The organism is Pseudomonas sp. P110(2024) (genome assembly GCF_057480795.1).
In genome coordinates, this window is record NZ_JBLIYT010000006.1 from 1 (window position 1) to 20,960 (window position 20,960).

Annotated in this window: 26 protein-coding genes and 1 pseudogene; 11 read left to right on the plus strand and 16 right to left on the minus strand. The window is 63.6% G+C overall.

The genetic code is table 11. From position 1 onward, the window contains the following. Window positions 1-190: pseudogene (locus AC25ND_RS10590) on the plus strand (IS256 family transposase); the annotation flags it as partial. Between the two features lie 161 nt (window positions 191-351). Here AC25ND_RS10590 and hisC read toward each other — a convergent pair. From hisC to AC25ND_RS10640, 10 genes are all read right to left on the minus strand, one after another. Then, the gene (gene hisC, locus AC25ND_RS10595; RefSeq protein ID WP_182322518.1) at window positions 352-1,401 is read right to left on the minus strand and encodes a histidinol-phosphate transaminase; all 1,050 of its coding nucleotides are present in this window, start codon (window positions 1,399-1,401) and stop codon (window positions 352-354) included. 2 nt (window positions 1,402-1,403) lie between these two features. Beyond that, a complete protein-coding gene (hisD, locus tag AC25ND_RS10600; protein ID WP_028689668.1) occupies window positions 1,404-2,726 on the minus strand; it encodes a histidinol dehydrogenase in 1,323 nt (440 codons plus the stop codon). Window positions 2,727-2,852: 126 nt separating this feature from the next. After that, window positions 2,853-3,488, minus strand: a complete 636-nt coding sequence (gene hisG / locus AC25ND_RS10605; protein WP_011532429.1) for an ATP phosphoribosyltransferase — start codon at window positions 3,486-3,488, stop codon at window positions 2,853-2,855. 85 nt (window positions 3,489-3,573) lie between these two features. Then, window positions 3,574-4,839: a UDP-N-acetylglucosamine 1-carboxyvinyltransferase gene (murA, locus tag AC25ND_RS10610; RefSeq protein WP_028689667.1), complete on the minus strand. Its 1,266-nt coding sequence runs from the start codon at window positions 4,837-4,839 to the stop codon at window positions 3,574-3,576. Window positions 4,840-4,862: 23 nt separating this feature from the next. After that, entirely contained in the window at window positions 4,863-5,102 is a 240-nt protein-coding gene (locus AC25ND_RS10615) for a BolA family protein (protein ID WP_028689666.1), read from the minus strand. Window positions 5,103-5,220: 118 nt separating this feature from the next. Further along, on the minus strand, window positions 5,221-5,523 hold the full coding sequence (locus tag AC25ND_RS10620) for an STAS domain-containing protein (protein WP_028689665.1): 303 nt from the start codon (window positions 5,521-5,523) through the stop codon (window positions 5,221-5,223). Beyond that, a complete protein-coding gene (locus AC25ND_RS10625; protein ID WP_028689664.1) occupies window positions 5,520-6,173 on the minus strand; it encodes an MlaC/ttg2D family ABC transporter substrate-binding protein in 654 nt (217 codons plus the stop codon). Before AC25ND_RS10625 ends, AC25ND_RS10620 begins: the two co-directional genes overlap by 4 nt. A 9-nt stretch (window positions 6,174-6,182) precedes the next feature. Then, window positions 6,183-6,668 carry an outer membrane lipid asymmetry maintenance protein MlaD gene (gene mlaD, locus AC25ND_RS10630; RefSeq protein ID WP_028689663.1) on the minus strand — a complete coding sequence of 162 codons (486 nt, stop codon included), beginning with the start codon at window positions 6,666-6,668 and terminating at the stop codon, window positions 6,183-6,185. Then, window positions 6,668-7,465: a lipid asymmetry maintenance ABC transporter permease subunit MlaE gene (gene mlaE, locus AC25ND_RS10635; RefSeq protein ID WP_028689662.1), complete on the minus strand. Its 798-nt coding sequence runs from the start codon at window positions 7,463-7,465 to the stop codon at window positions 6,668-6,670. Before mlaE ends, mlaD begins: the two co-directional genes overlap by 1 nt. Further along, entirely contained in the window at window positions 7,465-8,274 is an 810-nt protein-coding gene (locus tag AC25ND_RS10640; protein WP_028689661.1) for an ATP-binding cassette domain-containing protein, read from the minus strand. Before AC25ND_RS10640 ends, mlaE begins: the two co-directional genes overlap by 1 nt. Before the next feature lie 244 nt (window positions 8,275-8,518). On the opposite strand from AC25ND_RS10640, the gene AC25ND_RS10645 reads away from it, so the two are divergent. From AC25ND_RS10645 to AC25ND_RS10690, 10 genes are all read left to right on the plus strand, one after another. Next, complete coding sequence (locus AC25ND_RS10645; protein WP_028689660.1) at window positions 8,519-9,493, plus strand: KpsF/GutQ family sugar-phosphate isomerase; 975 nt, start codon at window positions 8,519-8,521, stop codon at window positions 9,491-9,493. Next, complete coding sequence (locus AC25ND_RS10650) at window positions 9,494-10,018, plus strand: KdsC family phosphatase (RefSeq protein WP_028689659.1); 525 nt, start codon at window positions 9,494-9,496, stop codon at window positions 10,016-10,018. An 8-nt stretch (window positions 10,019-10,026) separates the two neighbouring features. Further along, the gene (gene lptC / locus AC25ND_RS10655; RefSeq protein ID WP_028689658.1) at window positions 10,027-10,599 is read left to right on the plus strand and encodes an LPS export ABC transporter periplasmic protein LptC; all 573 of its coding nucleotides are present in this window, start codon (window positions 10,027-10,029) and stop codon (window positions 10,597-10,599) included. Continuing rightward, window positions 10,586-11,110, plus strand: coding sequence for a lipopolysaccharide transport periplasmic protein LptA (lptA, locus tag AC25ND_RS10660; protein ID WP_011532418.1), 525 nt, complete (start codon window positions 10,586-10,588; stop codon window positions 11,108-11,110). Before lptC ends, lptA begins: the two co-directional genes overlap by 14 nt. Further along, window positions 11,111-11,836 (plus strand): LPS export ABC transporter ATP-binding protein, encoded by a 726-nt coding sequence (gene lptB / locus AC25ND_RS10665; RefSeq protein WP_011532417.1) that lies wholly within the window; start codon window positions 11,111-11,113, stop codon window positions 11,834-11,836. Between the two features lie 173 nt (window positions 11,837-12,009). Then, window positions 12,010-13,509, plus strand: coding sequence for an RNA polymerase factor sigma-54 (locus AC25ND_RS10670; protein ID WP_028689657.1), 1,500 nt, complete (start codon window positions 12,010-12,012; stop codon window positions 13,507-13,509). Between the two features lie 78 nt (window positions 13,510-13,587). Beyond that, complete coding sequence (gene hpf / locus AC25ND_RS10675; protein WP_011532415.1) at window positions 13,588-13,896, plus strand: ribosome hibernation-promoting factor, HPF/YfiA family; 309 nt, start codon at window positions 13,588-13,590, stop codon at window positions 13,894-13,896. 12 nt (window positions 13,897-13,908) lie between these two features. Continuing rightward, the gene (gene ptsN / locus AC25ND_RS10680; RefSeq protein ID WP_028689656.1) at window positions 13,909-14,373 is read left to right on the plus strand and encodes a PTS IIA-like nitrogen regulatory protein PtsN; all 465 of its coding nucleotides are present in this window, start codon (window positions 13,909-13,911) and stop codon (window positions 14,371-14,373) included. A 2-nt stretch (window positions 14,374-14,375) separates the two neighbouring features. Continuing rightward, complete coding sequence (gene rapZ / locus AC25ND_RS10685) at window positions 14,376-15,230, plus strand: RNase adapter RapZ (RefSeq protein WP_028689655.1); 855 nt, start codon at window positions 14,376-14,378, stop codon at window positions 15,228-15,230. A gap of 20 nt (window positions 15,231-15,250) precedes the next feature. Then, a complete protein-coding gene (locus tag AC25ND_RS10690; RefSeq protein WP_028689654.1) occupies window positions 15,251-15,523 on the plus strand; it encodes an HPr family phosphocarrier protein in 273 nt (90 codons plus the stop codon). A gap of 45 nt (window positions 15,524-15,568) precedes the next feature. Here AC25ND_RS10690 and AC25ND_RS10695 read toward each other — a convergent pair whose 3' ends face one another. From AC25ND_RS10695 to pmbA, 6 genes are all read right to left on the minus strand, one after another. Continuing rightward, window positions 15,569-16,462 (minus strand): ZIP family metal transporter, encoded by an 894-nt coding sequence (locus AC25ND_RS10695; RefSeq protein WP_088852393.1) that lies wholly within the window; start codon window positions 16,460-16,462, stop codon window positions 15,569-15,571. A gap of 11 nt (window positions 16,463-16,473) precedes the next feature. Further along, window positions 16,474-17,085, minus strand: coding sequence for a superoxide dismutase (locus AC25ND_RS10700; RefSeq protein ID WP_028689652.1), 612 nt, complete (start codon window positions 17,083-17,085; stop codon window positions 16,474-16,476). A gap of 1 nt (window position 17,086) precedes the next feature. Continuing rightward, window positions 17,087-17,548: a DUF2753 family protein gene (locus AC25ND_RS10705; RefSeq protein ID WP_028689651.1), complete on the minus strand. Its 462-nt coding sequence runs from the start codon at window positions 17,546-17,548 to the stop codon at window positions 17,087-17,089. Between the two features lie 25 nt (window positions 17,549-17,573). Then, window positions 17,574-18,950 carry a class II fumarate hydratase gene (locus AC25ND_RS10710; protein WP_182322516.1) on the minus strand — a complete coding sequence of 459 codons (1,377 nt, stop codon included), beginning with the start codon at window positions 18,948-18,950 and terminating at the stop codon, window positions 17,574-17,576. Further along, a complete protein-coding gene (locus AC25ND_RS10715; RefSeq protein WP_028689649.1) occupies window positions 18,943-19,344 on the minus strand; it encodes a hypothetical protein in 402 nt (133 codons plus the stop codon). Before AC25ND_RS10715 ends, AC25ND_RS10710 begins: the two co-directional genes overlap by 8 nt. Window positions 19,345-19,563: 219 nt before the next feature. Further along, window positions 19,564-20,910 (minus strand): metalloprotease PmbA, encoded by a 1,347-nt coding sequence (pmbA, locus tag AC25ND_RS10720; RefSeq protein ID WP_028689648.1) that lies wholly within the window; start codon window positions 20,908-20,910, stop codon window positions 19,564-19,566. Window positions 20,911-20,960 lie beyond the last annotated feature (50 nt).

Here is a 20,960-nt window from a genome sequence, read left to right on the forward strand (position 1 = left end):
CAATGCCCAGCTGCGCAAGATCATCAAGACCCGAGGCCATTTCCCGAACGATGATGCAGCTACCAAGCTGATCTGGCTGGGGCTGCGAAACATCACGGCGAACTGGGGCTCAGCGGCGCATGATTGGAAAAGTGCGATGAATCAATTCGCGATTTTGTACGGAGATCGGTTCATCAGGCCGACCTGGTGAAAGTCAGGGCCTGCCTGATGGCAGGCCGTTACCGGCCCGCACACAAAAAATCTGACACTTCCGAATGCGCATACAACTTCCAAAACCACCAAACAACAACAAGGGGCGAATCAGAAGTCAAAATAACCAACCCCAATCCGCCCCCAGTCAAACCCCTGAAATCAATTCAAAGCATCAAGCAAAGCCTGGTTCATCTCCGGCGTCCCAACGGTAATCCGCAGGAACTGCGCAATCCGCTCCTGTTTGAAGTGCCGAACAATCACCCCCTGCTCACGAAGGCGCGCCGCGATCCCGGCAGCATCCTGCCCGGGATGCCGGGCAAAGATGAAGTTCGCCGCCGAAGGCAACACCTCGAACCCACGCGCCACCAACTCGGCAACCAGCACGTCCCGGCTTTCGATAACCTTGCGGCAGGTCTCATCGAAATACTCACGGTCGTCGAACGCAGCCGCCGCCCCGACAATCGCCATGCGATCCAACGGATAGGAGTTGAAGCTGTTCTTGATCCGCTCCAACGCCTCGATCAGGTCAGGATGTCCCACCGCCAGGCCAACCCTGAGCCCCGCCAGCGACCGTGACTTGGACAAGGTCTGGGTCACCAGCAGGTTGTCGTAGCGATCGACCAGGCTGATAGCCGTCTCGCCACCGAAATCGATATAGGCCTCATCGACCACCACCACCGAATCCCGGTTGGCCTGCAGCAGTTGCTCGACCGCCTCAAGCGGCAACAGGCAACCGGTCGGCGCATTGGGGTTGGGGAAGATGACCCCGGCATTGGGCTTGCTGTAATCAGAAACCCGAATCTGGAACTGCTCATCCAGCGCCACCTGCTCGAACGCGATACCGTACAGGCCGCAATACACCGGGTAGAAGCTGTAGCTCACGTCCGGGAACAGCAGCGGCCCACGGTCATGCTGGAACAGGCCGTGGAAGATGTGCGCCAGCACCTCGTCCGATCCATTGCCAACGAACACCTGCGCCGGCGTCACGCCGTAATACTCGGCCACCGCCTGCTTGAGGCGGTCACCGTTCGGGTCCGGATACAGCCGCAGGTTGTCGTTAAGCTCGCCGCGCATGGCCTCCAGCGCCTTGGGCGACGGTCCATAAGGGTTCTCGTTGGTGTTCAGCTTGACCAGCCGCGCAAGCTTGGGCTGCTCGCCCGGCACGTAAGGCACCAAGTCCTTGACGAAGGGACTCCAGAAACGACTCATGCTCAGTTCCCCTTCTCGTTGAGGATGCGGTATTCGGCGCTGCGCGCATGAGCGGTCAGCGATTCGCCCCGGGCCAGCACCGAAGCGGTGTGACCCAGCTCGGACGCGCCCTGCTCGGAGCAGAAGATGATCGACGAACGCTTCTGGAAGTCATACACGCCCAGTGGCGAAGAGAAGCGCGCAGTGCCGGAAGTCGGCAGCACGTGGTTGGGGCCGGCGCAGTAGTCGCCTAGCGCCTCGCTGGTGTGGCGGCCCATGAAGATCGCGCCGGCGTGGCGGATCTGCGGCAACCAGGCCTGTGGATCAGCCACCGACAGCTCCAGGTGCTCGGGGGCGATGCGGTTTGCCACCTCGATGGCCTGCTGCATGTCACGCACCTGGATCAGCGCGCCTCGGCCGTTGATCGACTTCTCGATGATCTCGGCGCGCTCCATGGTCGGCAGCAGCTTGTCGATGCTGGCGGCCACCCGATCGAGGAACTCGGCATCCGGGCTAACCAGGATGGCCTGGGCGTCCTCGTCGTGCTCGGCCTGGGAGAACAGGTCCATGGCGATCCAGTCCGGATCGGTCTGGCCGTCGCACACCACCAGGATCTCCGAAGGGCCGGCGATCATGTCGATGCCGACCTGGCCGAACACATGGCGCTTGGCGGTGGCCACGTAGATATTGCCCGGACCGACGATCTTGTCGACTTGCGGCACGCTTTCGGTGCCGTAGGCCAAGGCCGCGACCGCCTGGGCGCCACCGAGGGTGAACACCCGGTCGACCCCGGCGATGCAGGCCGCGGCCAGCACCAGCTCGTTGACCTCGCCACGCGGGGTCGGCACGACCATCACCACCTCGGCCACACCGGCGACCTTGGCCGGAATCGCGTTCATCAGCACCGACGACGGGTACGATGCTTTTCCGCCCGGCACGTACAGGCCGGCGCGGTCAAGCGGGGTAACTTTCTGGCCGAGCACAGTGCCGTCGGCCTCGGTGTACTGCCAGGAATCCTGCTTTTGCCGTTCGTGGTAGATACGCACACGGTTGGCGGCTTTTTCCAGGGCTTCGCGCTGCACCGGGGTAATGCGGGTCAGGGCCAGCTCCAGGCGTGCGCGGTCCAGGATCAGATCATTGATCGATGTGGCATCGACACCGTCGAAACGCTGGGTGAACTCCACCAACGCCGCGTCGCCGCGCTCGCGCACGGCCTTGATGATGTCGAGCACGCGCTGGTTGACCGCGTCATCGGACACGCTTTCCCAGCTCAGCAGATGATCCAGATGTCGGGCGAAATCCTGGTCAGCGGCGTTGAGACGGGCAATTGCAGTGGACACGGTCATGGCGAGGGCCTCGTTATTAGCGGATGTTCAGGCGCCCTAAAGCTACCACTCCATCCGCGCGGGCACCTGAGAAAATTGGCTATGACGCGGATAGACGGGCGCGACAGCGGAGGTCGCGCGCAGAGGTCAGCCGCGGTGTCGCGATTCGACGGCGTTGCGCAGGGTGTCGATCAGGCTCTGGATACGGGCGTGCTGCATTTTCATGGAAGCCTTGTTGACCACCAGGCGCGAGCTGATCGTGGCGATCAGTTCCTGGGGCTCGAGGCCGTTGGCGCGCAGGGTGTTGCCGGTGTCGACCACGTCGATGATCTTATCGGCGAGGTTGATCAGCGGGGCCAGCTCCATGGAGCCGTACAGCTTGATGATGTCGACCTGGCGGCCCTGCTCGGCGTAGTAGCGCTTGGCTACGTTGACGAACTTGGTGGCCACGCGCAGGCGGCCCTTGGGCTCGGGCGCGCCGGTCACGCCGGCGGTCATCAGCTTGCACTGGGCGATCTGCAGGTCCAGGGGCTCGTACAGGCCCTGGCCGCCGTATTCCATCAGCACATCCTTGCCGGCCACACCGAGGTCGGCGGCGCCATGCTCGACATAGGTCGGCACGTCGGTGGCACGCACGATGAGCAGGCGGACATCATCCTGGGTGGTCGGGATGATCAGCTTGCGGCTCTTGTCCGGATTCTCGGTCGGCACAATACCGGCTTCGGCCAGCAGTGGCAGGGTATCGTCGAGAATCCGGCCTTTGGATAGCGCGATGGTCAACATTGGAACGTCGGTCCTTAAGCAGCTATAGCCAGCCGGGCACTGCCCGGCCGCATAAAATTCGGGGCGCGTCCCTGCGCCATGCAGACTAGCCCGGTACGCGACGGATCTTCGCGCCCAGCATCTGCAGTTTTTCCTCGATGCACTCGTAGCCACGGTCAATGTGGTAGATGCGGTCGATCAGGGTGTCGCCTTCAGCGACCAGCGCCGACAGTACCAGGCTGGCGGAAGCGCGCAAGTCGGTGGCCATCACCGGAGCACCTTTGAGCGCCTTGACGCCAGTGACGATGGCGGTGTTGCCCTCGACCTGGATCTGCGCGCCCATGCGGTGCATCTCGTAGACGTGCATGAAGCGGTTTTCGAAGATGGTCTCGATCACCGCGCCGGTGCCTTCGGCGATGGCATTGAGCGAGATGAACTGCGCCTGCATGTCGGTCGGGAACGCTGGGTACGGGGCGGTACGCAGGTTCACGGCCTTCGGACGCTTGCCGTGCATGTCCAGCTCGATCCAATCTTCACCGGTGGTGATATCGGCGCCGGCTTCCTTGAGTTTCTCGAGGACGGCTTCGAGGATGGTCGGATCGGTGTCCTTGACCTTGACGCGGCCGCCGGTCACGGCAGCGGCGACCAGGTAGGTGCCGGTTTCGATACGGTCAGGCATGACCCGGTAGTTGGCCGAGTGCAGGCGCTCGACGCCATCGATGGTGATGGTGTCGGTGCCAGCGCCCTGAATCTTCGCACCCATGGCGATCAGGAAGTTGGCCAGGTCGACCACCTCCGGCTCGCGGGCGGCGTTCTGCAGCACGCTGCGGCCCTTGGCCAGGGCGGCGGCCATCATGATGTTCTCGGTACCGGTGACGCTGACGGTGTCGAAGAAGAAGTGTGCGCCGCGCAGGCCGCCCTCGGGTGCCTTGGCTTTGATGTAGCCGCCTTCAACGTCGATTTTCGCACCCATAGCCTCCAGGCCACGGATGTGCAGGTCCACCGGACGCGAACCGATGGCGCAACCGCCCGGCAGCGCCACTTCGGCCTCACCGAAGCGGGCGACCATCGGACCGAGCACCAGGATCGAGGCGCGCATGGTCTTGACCAGCTCATAGGGCGCGACGAGGGTCTTGATGGTGCGCGGATCGATTTCCACCGAGAGCTTCTCGTCGATCACAGGCTCGATGCCCATGCGACCGAACAGCTCGATCATGGTGGTGATGTCGTGCAGGTGCGGCAGGTTGCCGACCGTAACCGGACCATCGGCCAGCAGGGTGGCCGAGAGAATCGGCAGGGCAGCGTTCTTCGCGCCGGAAATGCGGATCTCGCCGTCGAGGCGCGGGCCGCCAGTGATAATCAGTTTGTCCATACGTATCTCGCCGCCAAGTTGGCTCAGGTGCGCTCAGCCCAGGCTGCGCTGCTGAAGAATTTCATGGTTACCGCGTGAATGCTGCCGTTGGCGATCCACGGATTGAGGTGAGCATAGATCGCCTGCTGGCGCTTGACCGGGCTCTGGCCGGCCAGCTCATCGCTGATCACGTTCAACTGGAAGTTGCAGCCTTCGCCTTCAACTTCGACCCGGGTTCCCGGCAATTTCTCTTCCAGAAAGCTTTTGACTTCTACGGCCTGCATGCTCAACCTCGATCGGCGCCCAACGCGCGCGGGTCGGCCATCATACAAAAAAGCCCCTCGCCTGCGAAGCCCATGAGTGGGCGCGCTGACCGAGGGGCCTTTCGCGAACGGCAGGGCATCAGCCTGCCAGCACTTCATCAAGGTCATAGACCCCGGCGATTTCCCGCATATCCTCCGGGATACCGCGCAGTTCCCAGGTCTTGCCGGCCGCCTGCGCATCGCGCATGAAGCCCAGCAGCAACGACAGGCCGACGCTGCTGGACTTCTCCACCGCGGAGCAGTCGAGCACCAGGCGTGGTTCGCGGCACGCCGTGACCAGCGCCTTGCCCTGCTTGCGCAGGGCCGGACCGCTGCGATAGTCCAGCACGCCTGCCAGGGAGAGGACGCCCGGCTCGGCCATGCTCACGGCGGCGTCACTCATTTGACTTCCTTATCCGGCGAGCTGTCCGCCGCTTCCTTGGCCTTGGCCACTTCGCCGGCCCAGCCGTCGATGGTCTTGTCCAGGTTGTTGCCGTTGCGCTGCATGGCGTCCTGGAACTGGTCGCGGAACAGCTTGCCGATGTTGATGCCGTTGACGATGACGTTACGCACCTTCCACTCGCCGTCCAGCTTGACCATGGTGTATTGCACCGGATAGACCGCGCCGTTGGTGCCGGTGATCTTCATGCCGACGCTGGTTCGATCATCACCCTCGGCCTTGGCCGGATCGACGGTGATGCCCTGGTTGTTGTACTCCAGCAAGGCGTTGCCGTAGAACTGCATCAGGCTGCGCTTGAAGTTCTCCTGGAAGCGCTGCATCTGCGCAGGGGTCGCCTTGCGCGAGTACTTGACGGTCATGATGCTCTTGGAAATACCGTCGGCATCGACCACCGGGCCAAGGTTGCTGTTAAGCGCGCTGTAAAAGGCCTCGGGGTTGGCCTTGTACTGCTCCTTGTTGGCCTTCAGGTCGCTGAGCAACTGCGTGGTGGTGCCCTGGATCACATCACGGGCGGATTGCCCCGGCGCCGCCAGGGCCAGCAGGGGGAAGGCCGCCAGCAGAACCAGCAAGCCACGTCGCAGGATCGAAATCATGGAAACTCCTTAATTAGCCGGTTGCGCTTCTTTCGGTTCCTTGCCCACCGAGTTGAGCAGGAACTTGCCGATCAGGTCTTCCAGCACCAGTGCCGACTGGGTGTCGTGGATGGTGCTGCCATCCTTGAGTACCGCGTCCTCGCCGCCCACGCTGATACCGATGTACTTCTCGCCCAGCAGGCCTGCGGTCAGGATCGAGGCAGTGGAGTCGGTCGGCAGGTTGTCGACATGCTTGTCCAGCTGCAGCGTAACCCGGCCAGTGTAGGAATCGCGGTCCAGATCGATGGCCGTGACCTTGCCGATGGTCACACCGGCCATGGTCACCTTAGCTCTGACCGTCAAACCGGCGATATTGTCAAAATAAGCATAAACTTTATACGTGTCGCTGCTCGGGCTGGCCGACAGCCCGCTGACACGCAGGGCCAGCAGCAGCAGCGCCAGGATCCCGGCCAGGAGGAACAGGCCGACACCGATTTCCAGGGTGCGGTTTTGCATCAGAAATCTCCAAACATCAAGGCGGTCAGAATAAAGTCCAGACCCAGGACTGCCAGCGAGGCATAGACCACGGTCTTGGTGGTGGCACGGCTGATCCCTTCTGAGGTGGGCTCACAGTCGTACCCCTGGAATACGGCGATCCAGGTGACGACGAAAGCGAACACCAGGCTCTTGATCAGCCCGTTGATCACGTCGTCGCTGAACGAAACGCTGTTCTGCATGTTGGCCCAGAACGAACCTTCATAGACGCCCAGCCAGTCCACGGCGACCCACGAGCCACCCCAGATGCCGACCACGCTGAAGATAAGCGCCAGCAGCGGCAGCGAGATGAAACCGGCCCACAGCCTGGGGGCGACGATGTACTTGAGCGGGTCGACGCCGATCATCTCCAGGCTCGACAGCTGCTCGGTGGACTTCATGTTGCCGATCTCGGCGGTTAGCGCGGAGCCCGCGCGGCCGGCGAACAGCAAGGCGGTGACCACCGGCCCCAGCTCGCGCAGCAGGGTCAGGGCGACCATTTGCCCCACAGCCTGCTCCGAGCCGTACTTGGTGAGGATGCTGTAGCCCTGCAGGGCCAGTACCATGCCGATGAACACGCCGGACACGACGATGATTGCCAGCGACAATACGCCCACCGAGTACAGTTGCTTGACCAGCAGCTGGAAACCGCCGCCGATGCCGCTGCGTCCACCCAGCGAATGGCCGAGGAACAGGCACGAGCGTCCCAGCACGGCCAGTACATCGATGGCCGAACGGCCGAACAGACGGATACGTTCGAGTAAGGATTTTCTGCGCATCAACGCGTCCCCAACAGATCGGCGCGGTAGTCAGGCGCAGGGAAGTGGAAAGGTACCGGGCCGTCCGGGTCGCCTTTCATGAACTGGCGGATGCGCGGGTTGTCCGAGCCCATCAGTTCGTCCGGCGTGCCCTGCCCCAGCACCTGGCCGTCGCCAACCACATAGATGTAGTCGGCGATGCTCGCGGTTTCCGCGAGATCGTGGGAAACCACGATACTAGTGATGCCCAGGGCGTCGTTGAGCAGGCGGATAAGGCGCACCAACACGCCCATGGCGATGGGGTCCTGCCCGACGAACGGCTCGTCGTACATGAGGATCTGCGGATCGAGGGCGATCGCCCGTGCCAGCGCCACGCGGCGCTTCATGCCGCCGGACAACTCGTCGGGCATCAGGTCGATGGCGCCGCGCAAGCCCACGGCCTGCAACTTCATCAACACGATGTCACGGATCATCTCGTCCGACAGCTGCGTATGAACCCGCAGCGGGAAGGCCACGTTCTCGAACACATCCAGGTCGGTGAACAGCGCACCACTCTGAAAGAGCACGCCCATCTGCTTACGCGCGTCGAACAGGTCGCTGCGCGACAGCGCGGGAAGGTTCTGCCCGTTGACCCAGACCTCGCCACCGGACGGGCGCAACTGCGCGCCCATCAGGCGCAGCAAGGTGGTCTTGCCGCATCCCGAAGGCCCCATGATGCCGGTGACCTTGCCGCGGGGAATGCGTATGTCCACGTTGCTGAAAATGCTGCGCGAACCGCGCTTGAAGGTGACACCCTTCAACTCGACCGCGTAGGCGCTATCCACACTCATCTAGACTCCTTGCTAGTGCAGCCTCGTCATGTGGACGCCTGCCTTCATCTTGAAGGCACACAGGTCCCCTGCGGGCCGAATAGCGGCGAACTATAGCACCGCTGATAGGCCCGCCCCAAGGGCGTCCCCCCACTCGTTCAGGCCGCAGACAGGCTGGTGTGGCATCCATATGACATTCGAAGGATGAGCCTTTCACACATTACGGCTATAATCGCCGCCTTTTCATCAGGCATTGCGTTTCAACATGACCCAATCCAGCGAGCTGATCCAATCCGCCCAGCGCACCCTGCGCCTCGAACTCGAGGCCGTGGAGGCCCTGCTGGCCCGCATCGACGGTGACTTCGTCAAGGCCTGCGAGCTGATCCTGGCCAGCAAGGGACGGGTCGTGGTGGTGGGCATGGGCAAGTCGGGGCATATCGGCAACAAGATCGCCGCCACCCTGGCCAGCACGGGCACCCCGGCGTTCTTCGTGCACCCGGCCGAGGCCAGCCACGGCGACATGGGCATGATCACCCGGGACGATGTCATTCTTGCCCTGTCCAACTCCGGCAGCACCGCCGAGATCGTCACCCTGCTGCCGCTGATCAAGCGCCTGGGCATCCAGATGATCAGCCTGACCGGCAACCCGGGCTCGCCCCTGGCCCAGGCCGCCGAGGTCAATCTCGACGCCAGCGTCGCCCAGGAGGCCTGCCCGCTCAACCTGGCGCCGACCTCCTCCACCACCGCCGCGCTGGCGCTGGGCGACGCCCTGGCCATCGCCCTGCTCGAGGCCCGCGGCTTCACCGCCGAGGATTTCGCCTTCTCCCACCCCGGGGGCGCGTTGGGTCGTCGCCTGCTGCTGAAGGTCGAGAACGTCATGCATGCCGGCGAGGAGCTGCCCCTGGTGAAGCGCGGCACCCTGCTCAAGGACGCGCTGCTTGAAATGTCTCGTAAGGGTCTGGGCATGACCGTGGTCCTGGGTGACGACGGCAAGCTCGCCGGCGTGTTCACCGACGGTGACCTGCGCCGCAGCCTGGACCGCAACATCGACGTGCACAAGACCCTCATCGACGAGGTCATGACCGTGCACGGCAAGACCGCCCGCGCCGAGATGCTCGCCGCCGAGGCGCTGAAGATCATGGAAGACCACAAGATCAGCGCGCTGGTGGTCGTCGATCAGGAAGACCGCCCGACCGGCGCCCTGAACATGCACGACCTGCTGCGCGCCGGAGTGATGTAAATGAACCAGGACCTGATGCAACGCGCCAAGGCCATCAAGCTGGCGGTGTTCGACGTCGACGGCGTGCTCACCGACGGCCGCCTGTACTTCCTCGAGGACGGCAGCGAGTTCAAGACCTTCAACACCCTCGACGGCCACGGCATCAAGATGCTCATGGCCGCGGGCGTGACCACCGCGATCATCAGCGGGCGCAAGACCCCGGTGGTCGAGCGCCGGGCGAAGAACCTCGGCATCCCGCACCTGTTCCAGGGCCGCGAGGACAAACTGGTGGTGCTCGACGGCCTGCTCGCCGAACTCAATCTAAGCTATGAACAGGTCGCCTACCTCGGCGACGACCTGCCCGACCTGCCGGTGATCCGCCGCGTCGGCCTGGGCATGGCGGTGCACAACGCCGCGGCATTCGTTCGCCAGCACGCCCATGGCGTTACCCAGGCTCGCGGCGGCGAAGGCGCCGCCCGCGAGTTCTGCGAACTGATCATGCAGGCCCAGGGCACCCTGGACGCTGCCAACGCCCATTACCTGTAAGGCTGCCCATGCTCAGCAAGAAGATCAGAAATGTCGCGCTGCTAGGCGGGATCGCCGCCGTGCTCGTTGCAGTAGGCTATTGGAATATCAGCCCGGAGAGCTTCCTCGACCAGCCGCAGGCCCAGGTCGACCAGAGCGCCATCGACTACTATGCGATCAACGCCCACAGCCTGCAGTTCCTGCCCGACGGCAAGCTGCAGTACGAGATGACCGCCGCCAAGGTCGAGCATTTGAAGGCCAGCGAGGTCACCCTGGTGACCACGCCCGACCTGCACATGTACCGTGGCACCGAGTATCCCTGGCACGTGCAGAGCAAGCGCGCCGAGGTCAATCCGGACGGCACCGAGGTCGAGCTGATCGACGATGTGCGCGTGGCGCGCACCGACGAGAAGCAACGTGAAACCATCATCACCAGCACACGCATGACCGTGTTCCCGCAGAAGCAATATGCGCAGACCGAGCAAGCCGTTAGAATCGACGGCGCCGGTGGCACGACTACGGGCAAAGGAATGAAAGCGTATTTGAAAGAAGGCAGGATGGACCTGCTCTCTAACGTAAGAGGACAGTATGAGGCTCGTTAAAACCATCCCCCTTCTGCTCAGCCTGGGCGTAGCACTGGGAAGCGCGAGCGCCTTCGCCCTGCCGAACGACCGTGACCAGCCGATCCGCATCCAGGCGGACAACGCCCACCTGGACGACAAGCAGGGCGTTGCCACCTATACCGGCGACGTGATCATCACCCAGGGTTCGATGATGATCAAAGGCAACACCGTGACCATGACCCGCGCCGCCTCCGGCGACATCGACGTGGTCACCTCGGTGGGCAACCTGGCCTACTTCGAGCAACAGCAGAGCGCCGCCAAGCCCGACAAGATGAAAGGCTGGGCCGTGACCATCCAGTACCAGGCGCAGAAAGACATGGTGATCCTCACCGATCGCGCCAAGGTCGAGAACGAAGGCAACACCACCGAAGGCGAGAAGATCGTCTACAACACCAAGACCCAGGTGGCTACCGCCGGTCGCGGTGGCAACGTGACTGCACCACGTCAGCGCATCGACATGGTCATTCAACCGAAGAAAAAGGCCGAGTAAATGGCAACCCTCAAAGCCCAGCACCTGGCCAAGAGCTACAAGGGCCGGCAGGTCGTTCGCGACGTCAGCCTGTCCATCGACAGCGGCCAGATCGTCGGCCTGCTAGGCCCCAACGGCGCCGGCAAGACCACCTGTTTCTACATGATCGTCGGCCTGGTCCAGGCCGACCAAGGTCGCGTGCTGATCGACAGCCTCGACGTCAGCCACCAACCCATGCACGGGCGCGCCCAGGCCGGTATCGGCTACCTGCCGCAGGAAGCCTCGATCTTCCGCAAGCTGTCGGTGGCCGACAACATCATGGCCATCCTCGAGACACGCAAGGACCTCGACCGTGACGGTCGGCGCAAGGAGCTGGAAAGCCTGCTGCAGGAGTTCCACATCAGCCATATCCGCGACAACCTCGGCATGAGCCTCTCCGGCGGCGAACGCCGCCGCGTCGAGATCGCCCGTGCCCTGGCCACCGCGCCCAAGTTCATCCTGCTGGACGAACCTTTTGCCGGTGTCGACCCGATCTCTGTCGGCGACATCAAGCAGATCATCCACCACCTCAAGAACAAGGGTATCGGCGTACTGATCACCGACCACAACGTTCGCGAGACCCTGGACATCTGCGAGACCGCCTACATCGTCAACGATGGCCAGCTGATCGCCGAAGGCGACGCCGAGACCATCCTGGCCAACCAGCTGGTCAAGGAAGTATACCTGGGGCACGAGTTCCGACTCTGACCCTGGCCTGCCCGGAGCACTGGCGCAGGCGCCTGTTCGAGGCTTAAGTTGTTACAGTGCTCTAGGCAAACGCTGCAATTTCAGGCATATAACTTGCTTAAAATCGGCGCCCAGGCGCCCTCCGTGTAGTGGATGGCGCATGCGCGCCGGCAACAAGGTATCAAGCCCCAGCCATGAAACCATCGCTCGTCCTAAAAATGGGCCAGCAACTGACGATGACCCCGCAGTTGCAACAGGCCATCCGTCTGCTTCAGCTCTCCACCCTGGACCTCCAGCAGGAAATCCAGGAAGCGCTGGAGTCCAATCCGATGCTCGAACGTCAGGAAGACGGCGAGGACTTCGACAACAGCGACCCGATGGCGGACAACGCCGAGAACAAGCCGGCCGCCGAAGTCCAGGACAACAGCTTCCAGGAAACCAGTACCAGCAGCACCGCGGAAAACCTCGAAGACGGCGAATGGGCCGAGCGCATCCCCAACGAACTGCCGGTCGACACCGCCTGGGAGGACATCTACCAGACCAGCGCCAGTAGCCTGCCGAGCAATGATGACGACGAGTGGGACTTCACCACCCGCACCTCGGTCGGCGAGAGCCTGCAGAGTCACCTGCTGTGGCAGCTCAACCTGGCGCCGATGTCCGACACCGACCGCCTGATCGCCGTCACCCTGATCGACAGCATCAACGGCCAGGGCTACCTGGAGGACTCCCTCGAAGAAATCTGCGCAGGCTTCGACCCGGAACTCGACATCGAGCTGGACGAGGTCGAGGCGGTGCTGCACCGCATCCAGCAGTTCGAACCCGCCGGCATCGGCGCCCGCTCCCTGGGCGAATGCCTGCTGCTGCAACTGCGCCAACTGCCGGCCTCGACGCCTTGGATGGGTGAGGCCCAGCGCCTGGTCACCGACTTCATCGACCTGCTCGGCAGCCGCGACTACAGCCAGCTGATGCGCCGCATGAAGCTCAAGGAAGACGAGCTGCGCCAGGTCATCGAACTGGTGCAGACCCTCAACCCGCGCCCCGGCTCGCAGATCGAGTCCAGCGAGCCCGAGTACGTCGTGCCCGACGTCATCGTGCGCAAGGACAGCGAGCGCTGGCTGGTCGAGCTCAACCAGGAAGCGGTACCGCGCCTGCGGGTCAACCCGCAGTACGCCGGCTTCGTTCGCCGCGCCGACACCAGCGCCGACAACACCTTCATGCGCAACCAGCTGCAGGAAGCGCGCTGGTTCATCAAGAGCCTGCAGAGCCGCAACGAGACGCTGATGAAGGTGGCGACACAGATCGTCGAGCACCAGCGCGGCTTCCTCGACCATGGCGACGAGGCCATGAAGCCGCTGGTGCTGCACGATATCGCCGAGGCGGTGGGCATGCACGAGTCGACCATTTCCCGGGTGACCACGCAGAAATACATGCACACCCCGCGCGGCATCTACGAACTGAAATACTTTTTCTCCAGCCACGTGAGCACCGCCGAAGGCGGCGAATGCTCGTCCACGGCGATTCGCGCGATCATCAAGAAACTGGTGGCGGCGGAAAATCAGAAAAAGCCATTGAGTGACAGCAAGATCGCTGGTTTACTGGAGGCACAAGGCATCCAGGTAGCCCGTCGCACCGTCGCCAAGTACCGCGAATCGTTGGGCATCGCCCCATCAAGCGAGCGCAAGCGACTGATGTAGCCCCAGGATGTGCCACAGCGTTTCAGTGGCAGGTGCAAGACCTGCCTCTTTATGCACGGGCAACAAAGGAGAAGCTGTATGCAAGTCAACATCAGTGGACAGCATGTAGAAGTCACCCAACCACTGCGCGATTACGTGCTCGAGAAGCTCGCCCGCGTGGAGGGTCATTTCGACAAGATCACCAATGCGACGGTGATCATGAAGGTCGAGAAGCTGCAGCAGAAGGTGGAAGCCACACTCCAGATTCCCGGTGGCGAAGTCGTCGCCAACGCCGAACACCAAGACATGTACGCGGCGATCGACGCCCTGGCCGACAAACTCGATCGCCAACTGAAAAAACACAAGGAAAAACAGCAAAGCCTGCTGCAAGGCGCAGCCGCCCGCTGATCCCCCTCATCCATGATCCGACTTGAAACCATCCTGACCCCCGGCCGTTCACTCGTGAACGTGCCGGGCGGCAGCAAGAAGCGCGCCCTGGAAAAGGTCGCCACCCTGATCGCCGAGCAAGTACCCGAGCTGGAGATGCAAGATGTCTTCGACAAGCTCATCGCTCGGGAAAAACTCGGCTCCACCGGTTTTGGCAATGGCATCGCCATTCCGCACTGCCGGCTTGTGGGTTGCAGCGCGCCAGTAAGCGCCCTGCTGCACCTGGATGCCCCCATTGATTATGACGCCATCGATGGTGCCCCGGTCGACCTGCTGTTCGTCCTGCTGGTCCCGGAAGCTGCCACCGATGCCCACCTTGAACTGCTGCGTCAGATCGCCAGCATGCTAGATCGCAAGGAGGTCCGCGATCGCCTACGTGCCGCCGACAGCAGCGAGACCCTTTACCAGGTCGTCCTGGACGTACAGAACGAGCACTGAACATGCGCCTGATCATCGTCAGCGGCCGCTCCGGCTCCGGTAAGAGTACCGCCCTCGACGTGCTGGAAGACAACGGCTACTACTGCATCGACAACCTGCCCGCCGGGCTGCTGCCGCAGCTGGCGGAAAACGCGCTGCTCAACACCGAGCTGCTGCAACCGAAGGTCGCTGTGTCCATTGATGCGCGCAACCTGCCCAGCCACCTGTCACGCTTCCCCGAACTGCTGACAGATGCACGTTCGCGCCATATCCAGTGCGACGTGCTGTACCTGGACGCCGACGAAGACACCCTGCTCAAGCGCTTCTCGGAAACCCGCCGCCGCCACCCGCTGACCAACGACAGCCGTTCGCTGGCCGAGGCGATCCGCGTGGAAAGCGAGCTGCTCGGCCCGATCGCCGACCTCGCCGACCTGAAGATCGACACCACCAGCCTGAACCTCTATCAACTGCGCGATTCGATCAAGCTGCGCCTGCTCAACCAGCCCGAGCCAGGCACCGCGTTCCTGGTCGAGTCATTCGGTTTCAAGCGTGGCATGCCGGTGGACGCCGACCTGGTGTTCGACGTGCGCTGCCTACCCAATCCGTACTGGAAGCCGGAACTTCGTGAGCATTCCGGCCTCGAACAGCCGGTAATTGATTACCTGGCCGCCCAGCCGGACGTCGAGGAAATGTTCCAGGACATCTCCGGCTACCTGCTCAAGTGGCTGCCGCGCTTCGCCGCCAGCAACCGCGCTTACGTCACCATCGCCATCGGCTGTACCGGCGGCCACCACCGCTCGGTGTACATCACCGAACGGCTTGGCCAACTGCTCCAGCAATCCCTGAAAAACGTCCAGGTCCGCCACCGCGACCTCTAGCCCACAGGATCCGCCCCACGATGCCCGCCCGCGAAATCACCATCATCAACAAGCTGGGCCTGCATGCGCGGGCGGCCGCCAAGTTCGTCGGCGTGGCCGGTCGCTTTCCCTGCCAGGTACGGGTCGGCCGCGCACCGGACAAGCTGGTGGACGGCAAGAGCATCATGGCGGTGATGATGCTCGCCGCCGGCAAGGGCACGCCGGTGCACCTGCACACCGAGGGCGAACAGGACGGTGAGGCCATGGATGCACTGGTCGCGTTGATCGAGAACTTCTTCGACGAAGGCGAGTAAGCGCCGTTAACGACTGCGCACGCTCCTACAGGGAATGTGCCGGGCTCAAGACAGCGCCGTGTCCATCACCATCATCAGGCAGAACCCGGCACACAGCCCCAGGCTCGCCAGGCGGTGATGCCCGTTGCTGCGCGATTCGGGAATGATCTCCTGGGTCACCACCAGCAGCATCGCCCCCGCCGCACAGGCCAAGCCCAGCGGTAGCAACAGTTCGGCGATGTTCACCAGCCAGGCGCAGATCACCGCGGCCAGCGGTTCGACCAACCCGGACGCCGCGCCGATCAGGAACGCCTTGAACCGCGACATGCCGGCCCCGGCCAGCACCAGCGCGATTACCAGACCCTCCGGCACATCCTGAAGCGCGATGCCCATGGCCAGGCTGTCGGCATCGGGCATGCCACCGCCAGCAGACACGCCAATGGCCATGCCTTCGGGGATGTTATGGGCAATGATGGCGATGACGAACAACCAGATTCGCGCCGCGATCACCGGTTGCTGATCGCTGCCGACCAGGGCTTCTGGCGAAGCACCAGAGACCTTGAGGTCGACCAGGAACAGGCACAGCGCGCCGAACAGCAGGCCGCCGCTGATCAGGCCACCGGCGCCCCACGGGCTGAAACCGATGGATTGGGCCGCATCCAGCCCGGGCATGATCAGCGAGAACGCGGTGGCCGCCAGCATCACGCCGGCACCGAAGCCAAGCAAGGTATCGGCCACGGCCACCGGCATGTTGCGGATCACCAGCACCGGTACCGCGCCCAACGCCGTCCCCAGTGCGCACAATGCGCCGCCCTCAAGGGCACGCAACATGCGCGGTTCCAGGTCCAGCCAGGCGATGCCGCGTGCCACCAACAATGCGGTGCCAACCAGCAACAGCATGGTCCCAAGCGCCAGGCGGAACAGGCGCACACTGCTGACAGACATCACCTCGGCACGCATACCGGTCAGGCTCACTTCAGGGCTTCAAGGTAGCGACGTTCCACTTCGGCCCAGTCGACCACGTTGTAGAAAGCGCCAATGTATTCCGGACGACGGTTCTGATACTTCAGGTAGTAGGCGTGCTCCCACACGTCCAGGCCAAGGATCGGCGTGTTGCCGTGCATCAGCGGGCTGTCCTGGTTGCCGCTGCTCTCAACTACCAGCGTGTTCTGCGGGGTCACGCTCAACCAGGCCCAGCCGCTGCCGAAACGGGTCAGCGCGGCCTTGGTGAAGGCCTCCTTGAACGCCTCGAAACCGCCGAGCTGCGCATCGATGGCCTTGGCCACCTGCCCTGCCGGCTGGCCGCCGCCCTTGGGCGACATGACGGTCCAGAACAGGGTGTGGTTGGCATGCCCACCGCCCTGGTTGATCACCGCGCCCTGGAGCTTCTCGGGCAGTTGCCTGACCGCGCCCACCAACTGCTCCACGGGCCACTCGGCCCACTCGGTGCCCTCGATGGCGGCGTTGAGATTGTTGATATAGGTCTGGTGATGCTTGCTGTGGTGAATCTCCATGGTCTGGGTGTCGATGTGCGGCTCCAGCGCATCGTAGGCATAGGGCAACGCAGGCAAGGTATGCGGCATGTCAGTGGATTCCGTAGGCAGGTGTGCGATCAGTGATATCCGTATATACGACCAGCTCGCTGGTCACCGGAGCCTGCCGATTGAGCAGGCGCTCGGTACGCGGGTATTGGCCGTATTCGGCGATGAAGCTCAGCAACTCGGTGTAGGTGCGCCCGCTATGGCGTAACGCGGCGTCGCGCAGGGCCTGGGGCAGGCGCGGGTCCTGACTGGCCTGGAGCAGCCGCTGGTGCGCCGCGCACAGATAGTCGGCGCTTTCCTGCGGCTGGTTCAGGCGCAGGTGCAGGTCGGCCAGGTTGTGATGGGCGATGACCAGTGCGGCCACCGCCTCGTCGACGTCATGCCAGCGCTCGAACAGCACCTGGGCCAGGGCCAGGGCTTGCAGGTAGTGTTCTCGGGCATCGACCAGCTCGCCCTGCTCGAACAGGCGGTTGGCGTCTTGCGTGGTGTGTTTCCAGTGCTGCATGACGTGTCTCCTGGGCGGCCCGGGCTCAGATGCCGCCGGCAGTGAGTTTTTCCGGATCCAGCAGCGCCTCGAGCTGGTCACGCGACAAGTCGGTGTGCTCCAGCGCCACGTCGATGATCGGGCGCCCCTGCTTGTAGGCGGTCTTGGCGATCTCGGCGGCCTTGAGGTAGCCGATGATCGGGTTCAACGCAGTGACCAGGATCGGGTTGCGCGACAGCGCCTCCTTGAGCTTGGTTTCGTTGACCTTGAAGCTGGCGATGGCCTTGTCGGCCAGCAGGCGGCTGACGTTGGCCATCAGCTCGATGCTTTCCAGCAGGTTGCGGGCGATCACCGGCAGCATCACGTTGAGCTCGAAGTTGCCCGACTGCCCGGCCACGGCGATGGTGGCATCGTTGCCGATCACCTGGGCCGCGACCATGGCGGTGGCCTCCGGGATCACCGGGTTGACCTTGCCCGGCATGATCGACGAGCCCGGCTGCAGACCCTGCAACTCGATTTCACCGAGGCCGGCGAGCGGGCCGGAGTTCATCCAGCGCAGGTCGTTGGCGATCTTCATCAGCGCCACGGCGGCGGTCTTGAGCTGGCCGGACAGGGCCACGGCGGTGTCCTGGGAGCCGATCAGGGCGAACAGGTTCTCGCCGGGGGTGAACTTGACCTGGGTCAGGCCACTTAACTGGCGGGCAAAGCCTGCGGCGAACTGCGGGTGGGCGTTGATGCCGGTGCCCACGGCAGTACCGCCCTGAGCCAAGGCCTGCAGGCTCGGCAGGGTGGCTTCGATATGCGCCTGGGCGCCCTTGACCTGCGCGGCCCAGCCTTCGAGCACCTGGCTCATGCGCACCGGCATGGCATCCATCAGGTGGGTGCGGCCGGTCTTCACGTGCTTGTGCACTTCGACCGCCTTGGCCTCGATCACCTGGGTGAGGTGGCGCAGGGCCGGTAACAATTGCTCGTGCAGGGCCAGGGCGGCGCTGACGTGGATGGTGGTGGGGATGATGTCGTTGCTGCTCTGGCCACAGTTGACGTGGTCGTTGGCATTGACCGGCTCGCCCAGCACGCGGCTGGCCAGGGTGGCGATGACCTCGTTGGCGTTCATGTTCGAACTGGTGCCGGAACCGGTCTGGAACACATCCACCGGGAAGTGCTGGATGAAGTCGCCGGCCAGCAGTTGCTCCACCGCCCTGACGATGGCCTCGCCCTGCCCCGCGCTCAGCTGGGACAGCTCGACGTTGGCCTTGGCCGCAGCCGCCTTGGCCAGCAGCAAGGCACGGATGAACTGGGCCGGCATCGGCTTGCCGCTGACCGGGAAGTTGTCGACCGCGCGCTGGGTCTGGGCACCGTACAGGGCCTGGGCCGGCACCTGCAGTTCGCCCATGCTGTCACGCTCGATACGGGTATCACTCATCTTCAAGTCCTTGCATCAGTTCTTCGGGAGAAATCGACGGCAGCAGCACGCTGTTGGCGAGCTGCATCGCGTAGGGCTGCCAGCGCAGGTTTTGTTCGCGGCGATCGAGGTTGCGCAGGTCGAGCAAGGGCCGCCAGGCCTGGTCCAGGCACAGGCAGCGCCAATGCCACGGCAGCATGCGATCGTTGGCGGTATCCAACAGCAGGCGGAAGGCGGTCAGCGCCACGGTCCAGGGCGAGGTTTCGGTGCAGCACACCAGGTAGCGGCCTTCGGCCAGGTAATGCTCGATCAGACGCGGCTCGTCGGGTTCGAGCGCGCAGCGGATGCGCCGGCTGAGCCAGCGCCAGTTTTCCAGGTAAGGCAGTTCGTGGAGGACGGATTTCATGAACATCATCGCCGGGTTACTGGATAATGATATTCATTATTATGTGATAACTAGAATCAGTTCAAGTCGAGCAATGGGCAAAAGAAACCCGGCGCGATGGCCGGGTCTTTTACAAGGTATGAGCAGGGCAGCGTGGGAGCGAGCTTGCCTCGCGATTGCAGGTAAGATTACCGCGGGACAAGCCCGCTCGCACGCACCGCTAATTCCCTGCTGATGACAGAGCGCCGATCAGCTGCCTGCCACCGTCATCCGTTCGATCAGCACCGAGCCACTGTGGATATTGCTGCGGGTCTCGATATCGCTGCCGATCGCCACGATCTGCTGGAACATATCCTTCATATTGCCGGCGATGGTCACTTCCTGGACCGGGAACTGGATCTCGCCGTTTTCGACCCAGAAGCCCGCCGCACCACGAGAATAGTCACCGGTCACCATGTTCAGGCCATGCCCCATCAGCTCGGTCACCAGCAGGCCGCGACCCATGCGGCGAATCAATGCCGCCTGGTCTTCCACACCGTGGGTGACGAACAGGTTATGCACGCCCCCGGCGTTGGCGGTGCTCGGCAGGCTCAGCTTGCGCCCGGAATAGGTGCCCAGGATGTAGGACACCAGCTCGCCCTTGTCGACGAACGGCTTGGCGTAGGTGGCCAGGCCATCGCCGTCGAACGCCGCGCTGCCCAGCGCACGCGGGATGTGTGGACGCTCATCAAGGGTCAGCCAGGTGGGGAACAGGCGCTGGCCGAGGGTGCCTTCGAGGAACGACGACTTGCGGTACAGGTTGCCGCCGGAAATCGCCGACAGGAAGCTGCCGAACAGGCCGCCGGCAAGCTCCGCCGAGAACAGCACCGGCACCTCGCAGGTCGGCACCGGACGCGCGCCCAGACGGCTGGCGGCGCGTTGCGCGGCGCGCTGGCCGATGCTGCGCGGGTCGGCCAGCAGGTTGCCCTGGCGATTGACGTCGTACCAGTAGTCGCGCTGCATCTGCCCTTCGGCCTCGGCGATCATCACGCAGCTCAGGCTGTGCCGGGTGGACGCGTAGCCGCCGATGAAGCCGTGGCTGTTGCCATAGACCCGCACGCCCTGATGGGTATTGAGGGTGGTGCCATCAGCGTTGAGGATGCGCTTGTCGGCGTCGAACGCCGCCGCCTCGCAGGCCAGCGCCATCTCGATGGCCTTCTCCGGCTCGATGTCCCAGTCGTGGTACAGGTCCAGATCAGGGATCTCGCGGGCCATCAAGGCGGCATCGGCCAGCCCCGAACACGCGTCCTCGGAGGTATGCTTGGCGATTGCCAGGGCCGCCGCGACGGTCTCGCGGATCGCCTCAGGGCCGCTGGCCGAGGTGCTGGCCGAACCCTTGCGCTGGCCAACGTAGAGGGTGATGCCGAAGCCCTGGTCGCGGTTGAACTCGACCGTCTCGACTTCGCGCTGGCGCACCGTGGTGGACAGGCCCTGCTCCAGCGACACCGCCACTTCGCACGCGCTGGCGCCCTGGCGGCGCGCCTCGGCGACGATCGCCTCGACCTGTTCCTGCAACGCCGGCAGGTCCTTGGGGCCTACGCTCTGGACTGCACTCATGGTTCTCTCCACTGAAAATTCTGCGTACGGCGTGGGTCATTCTACGACCG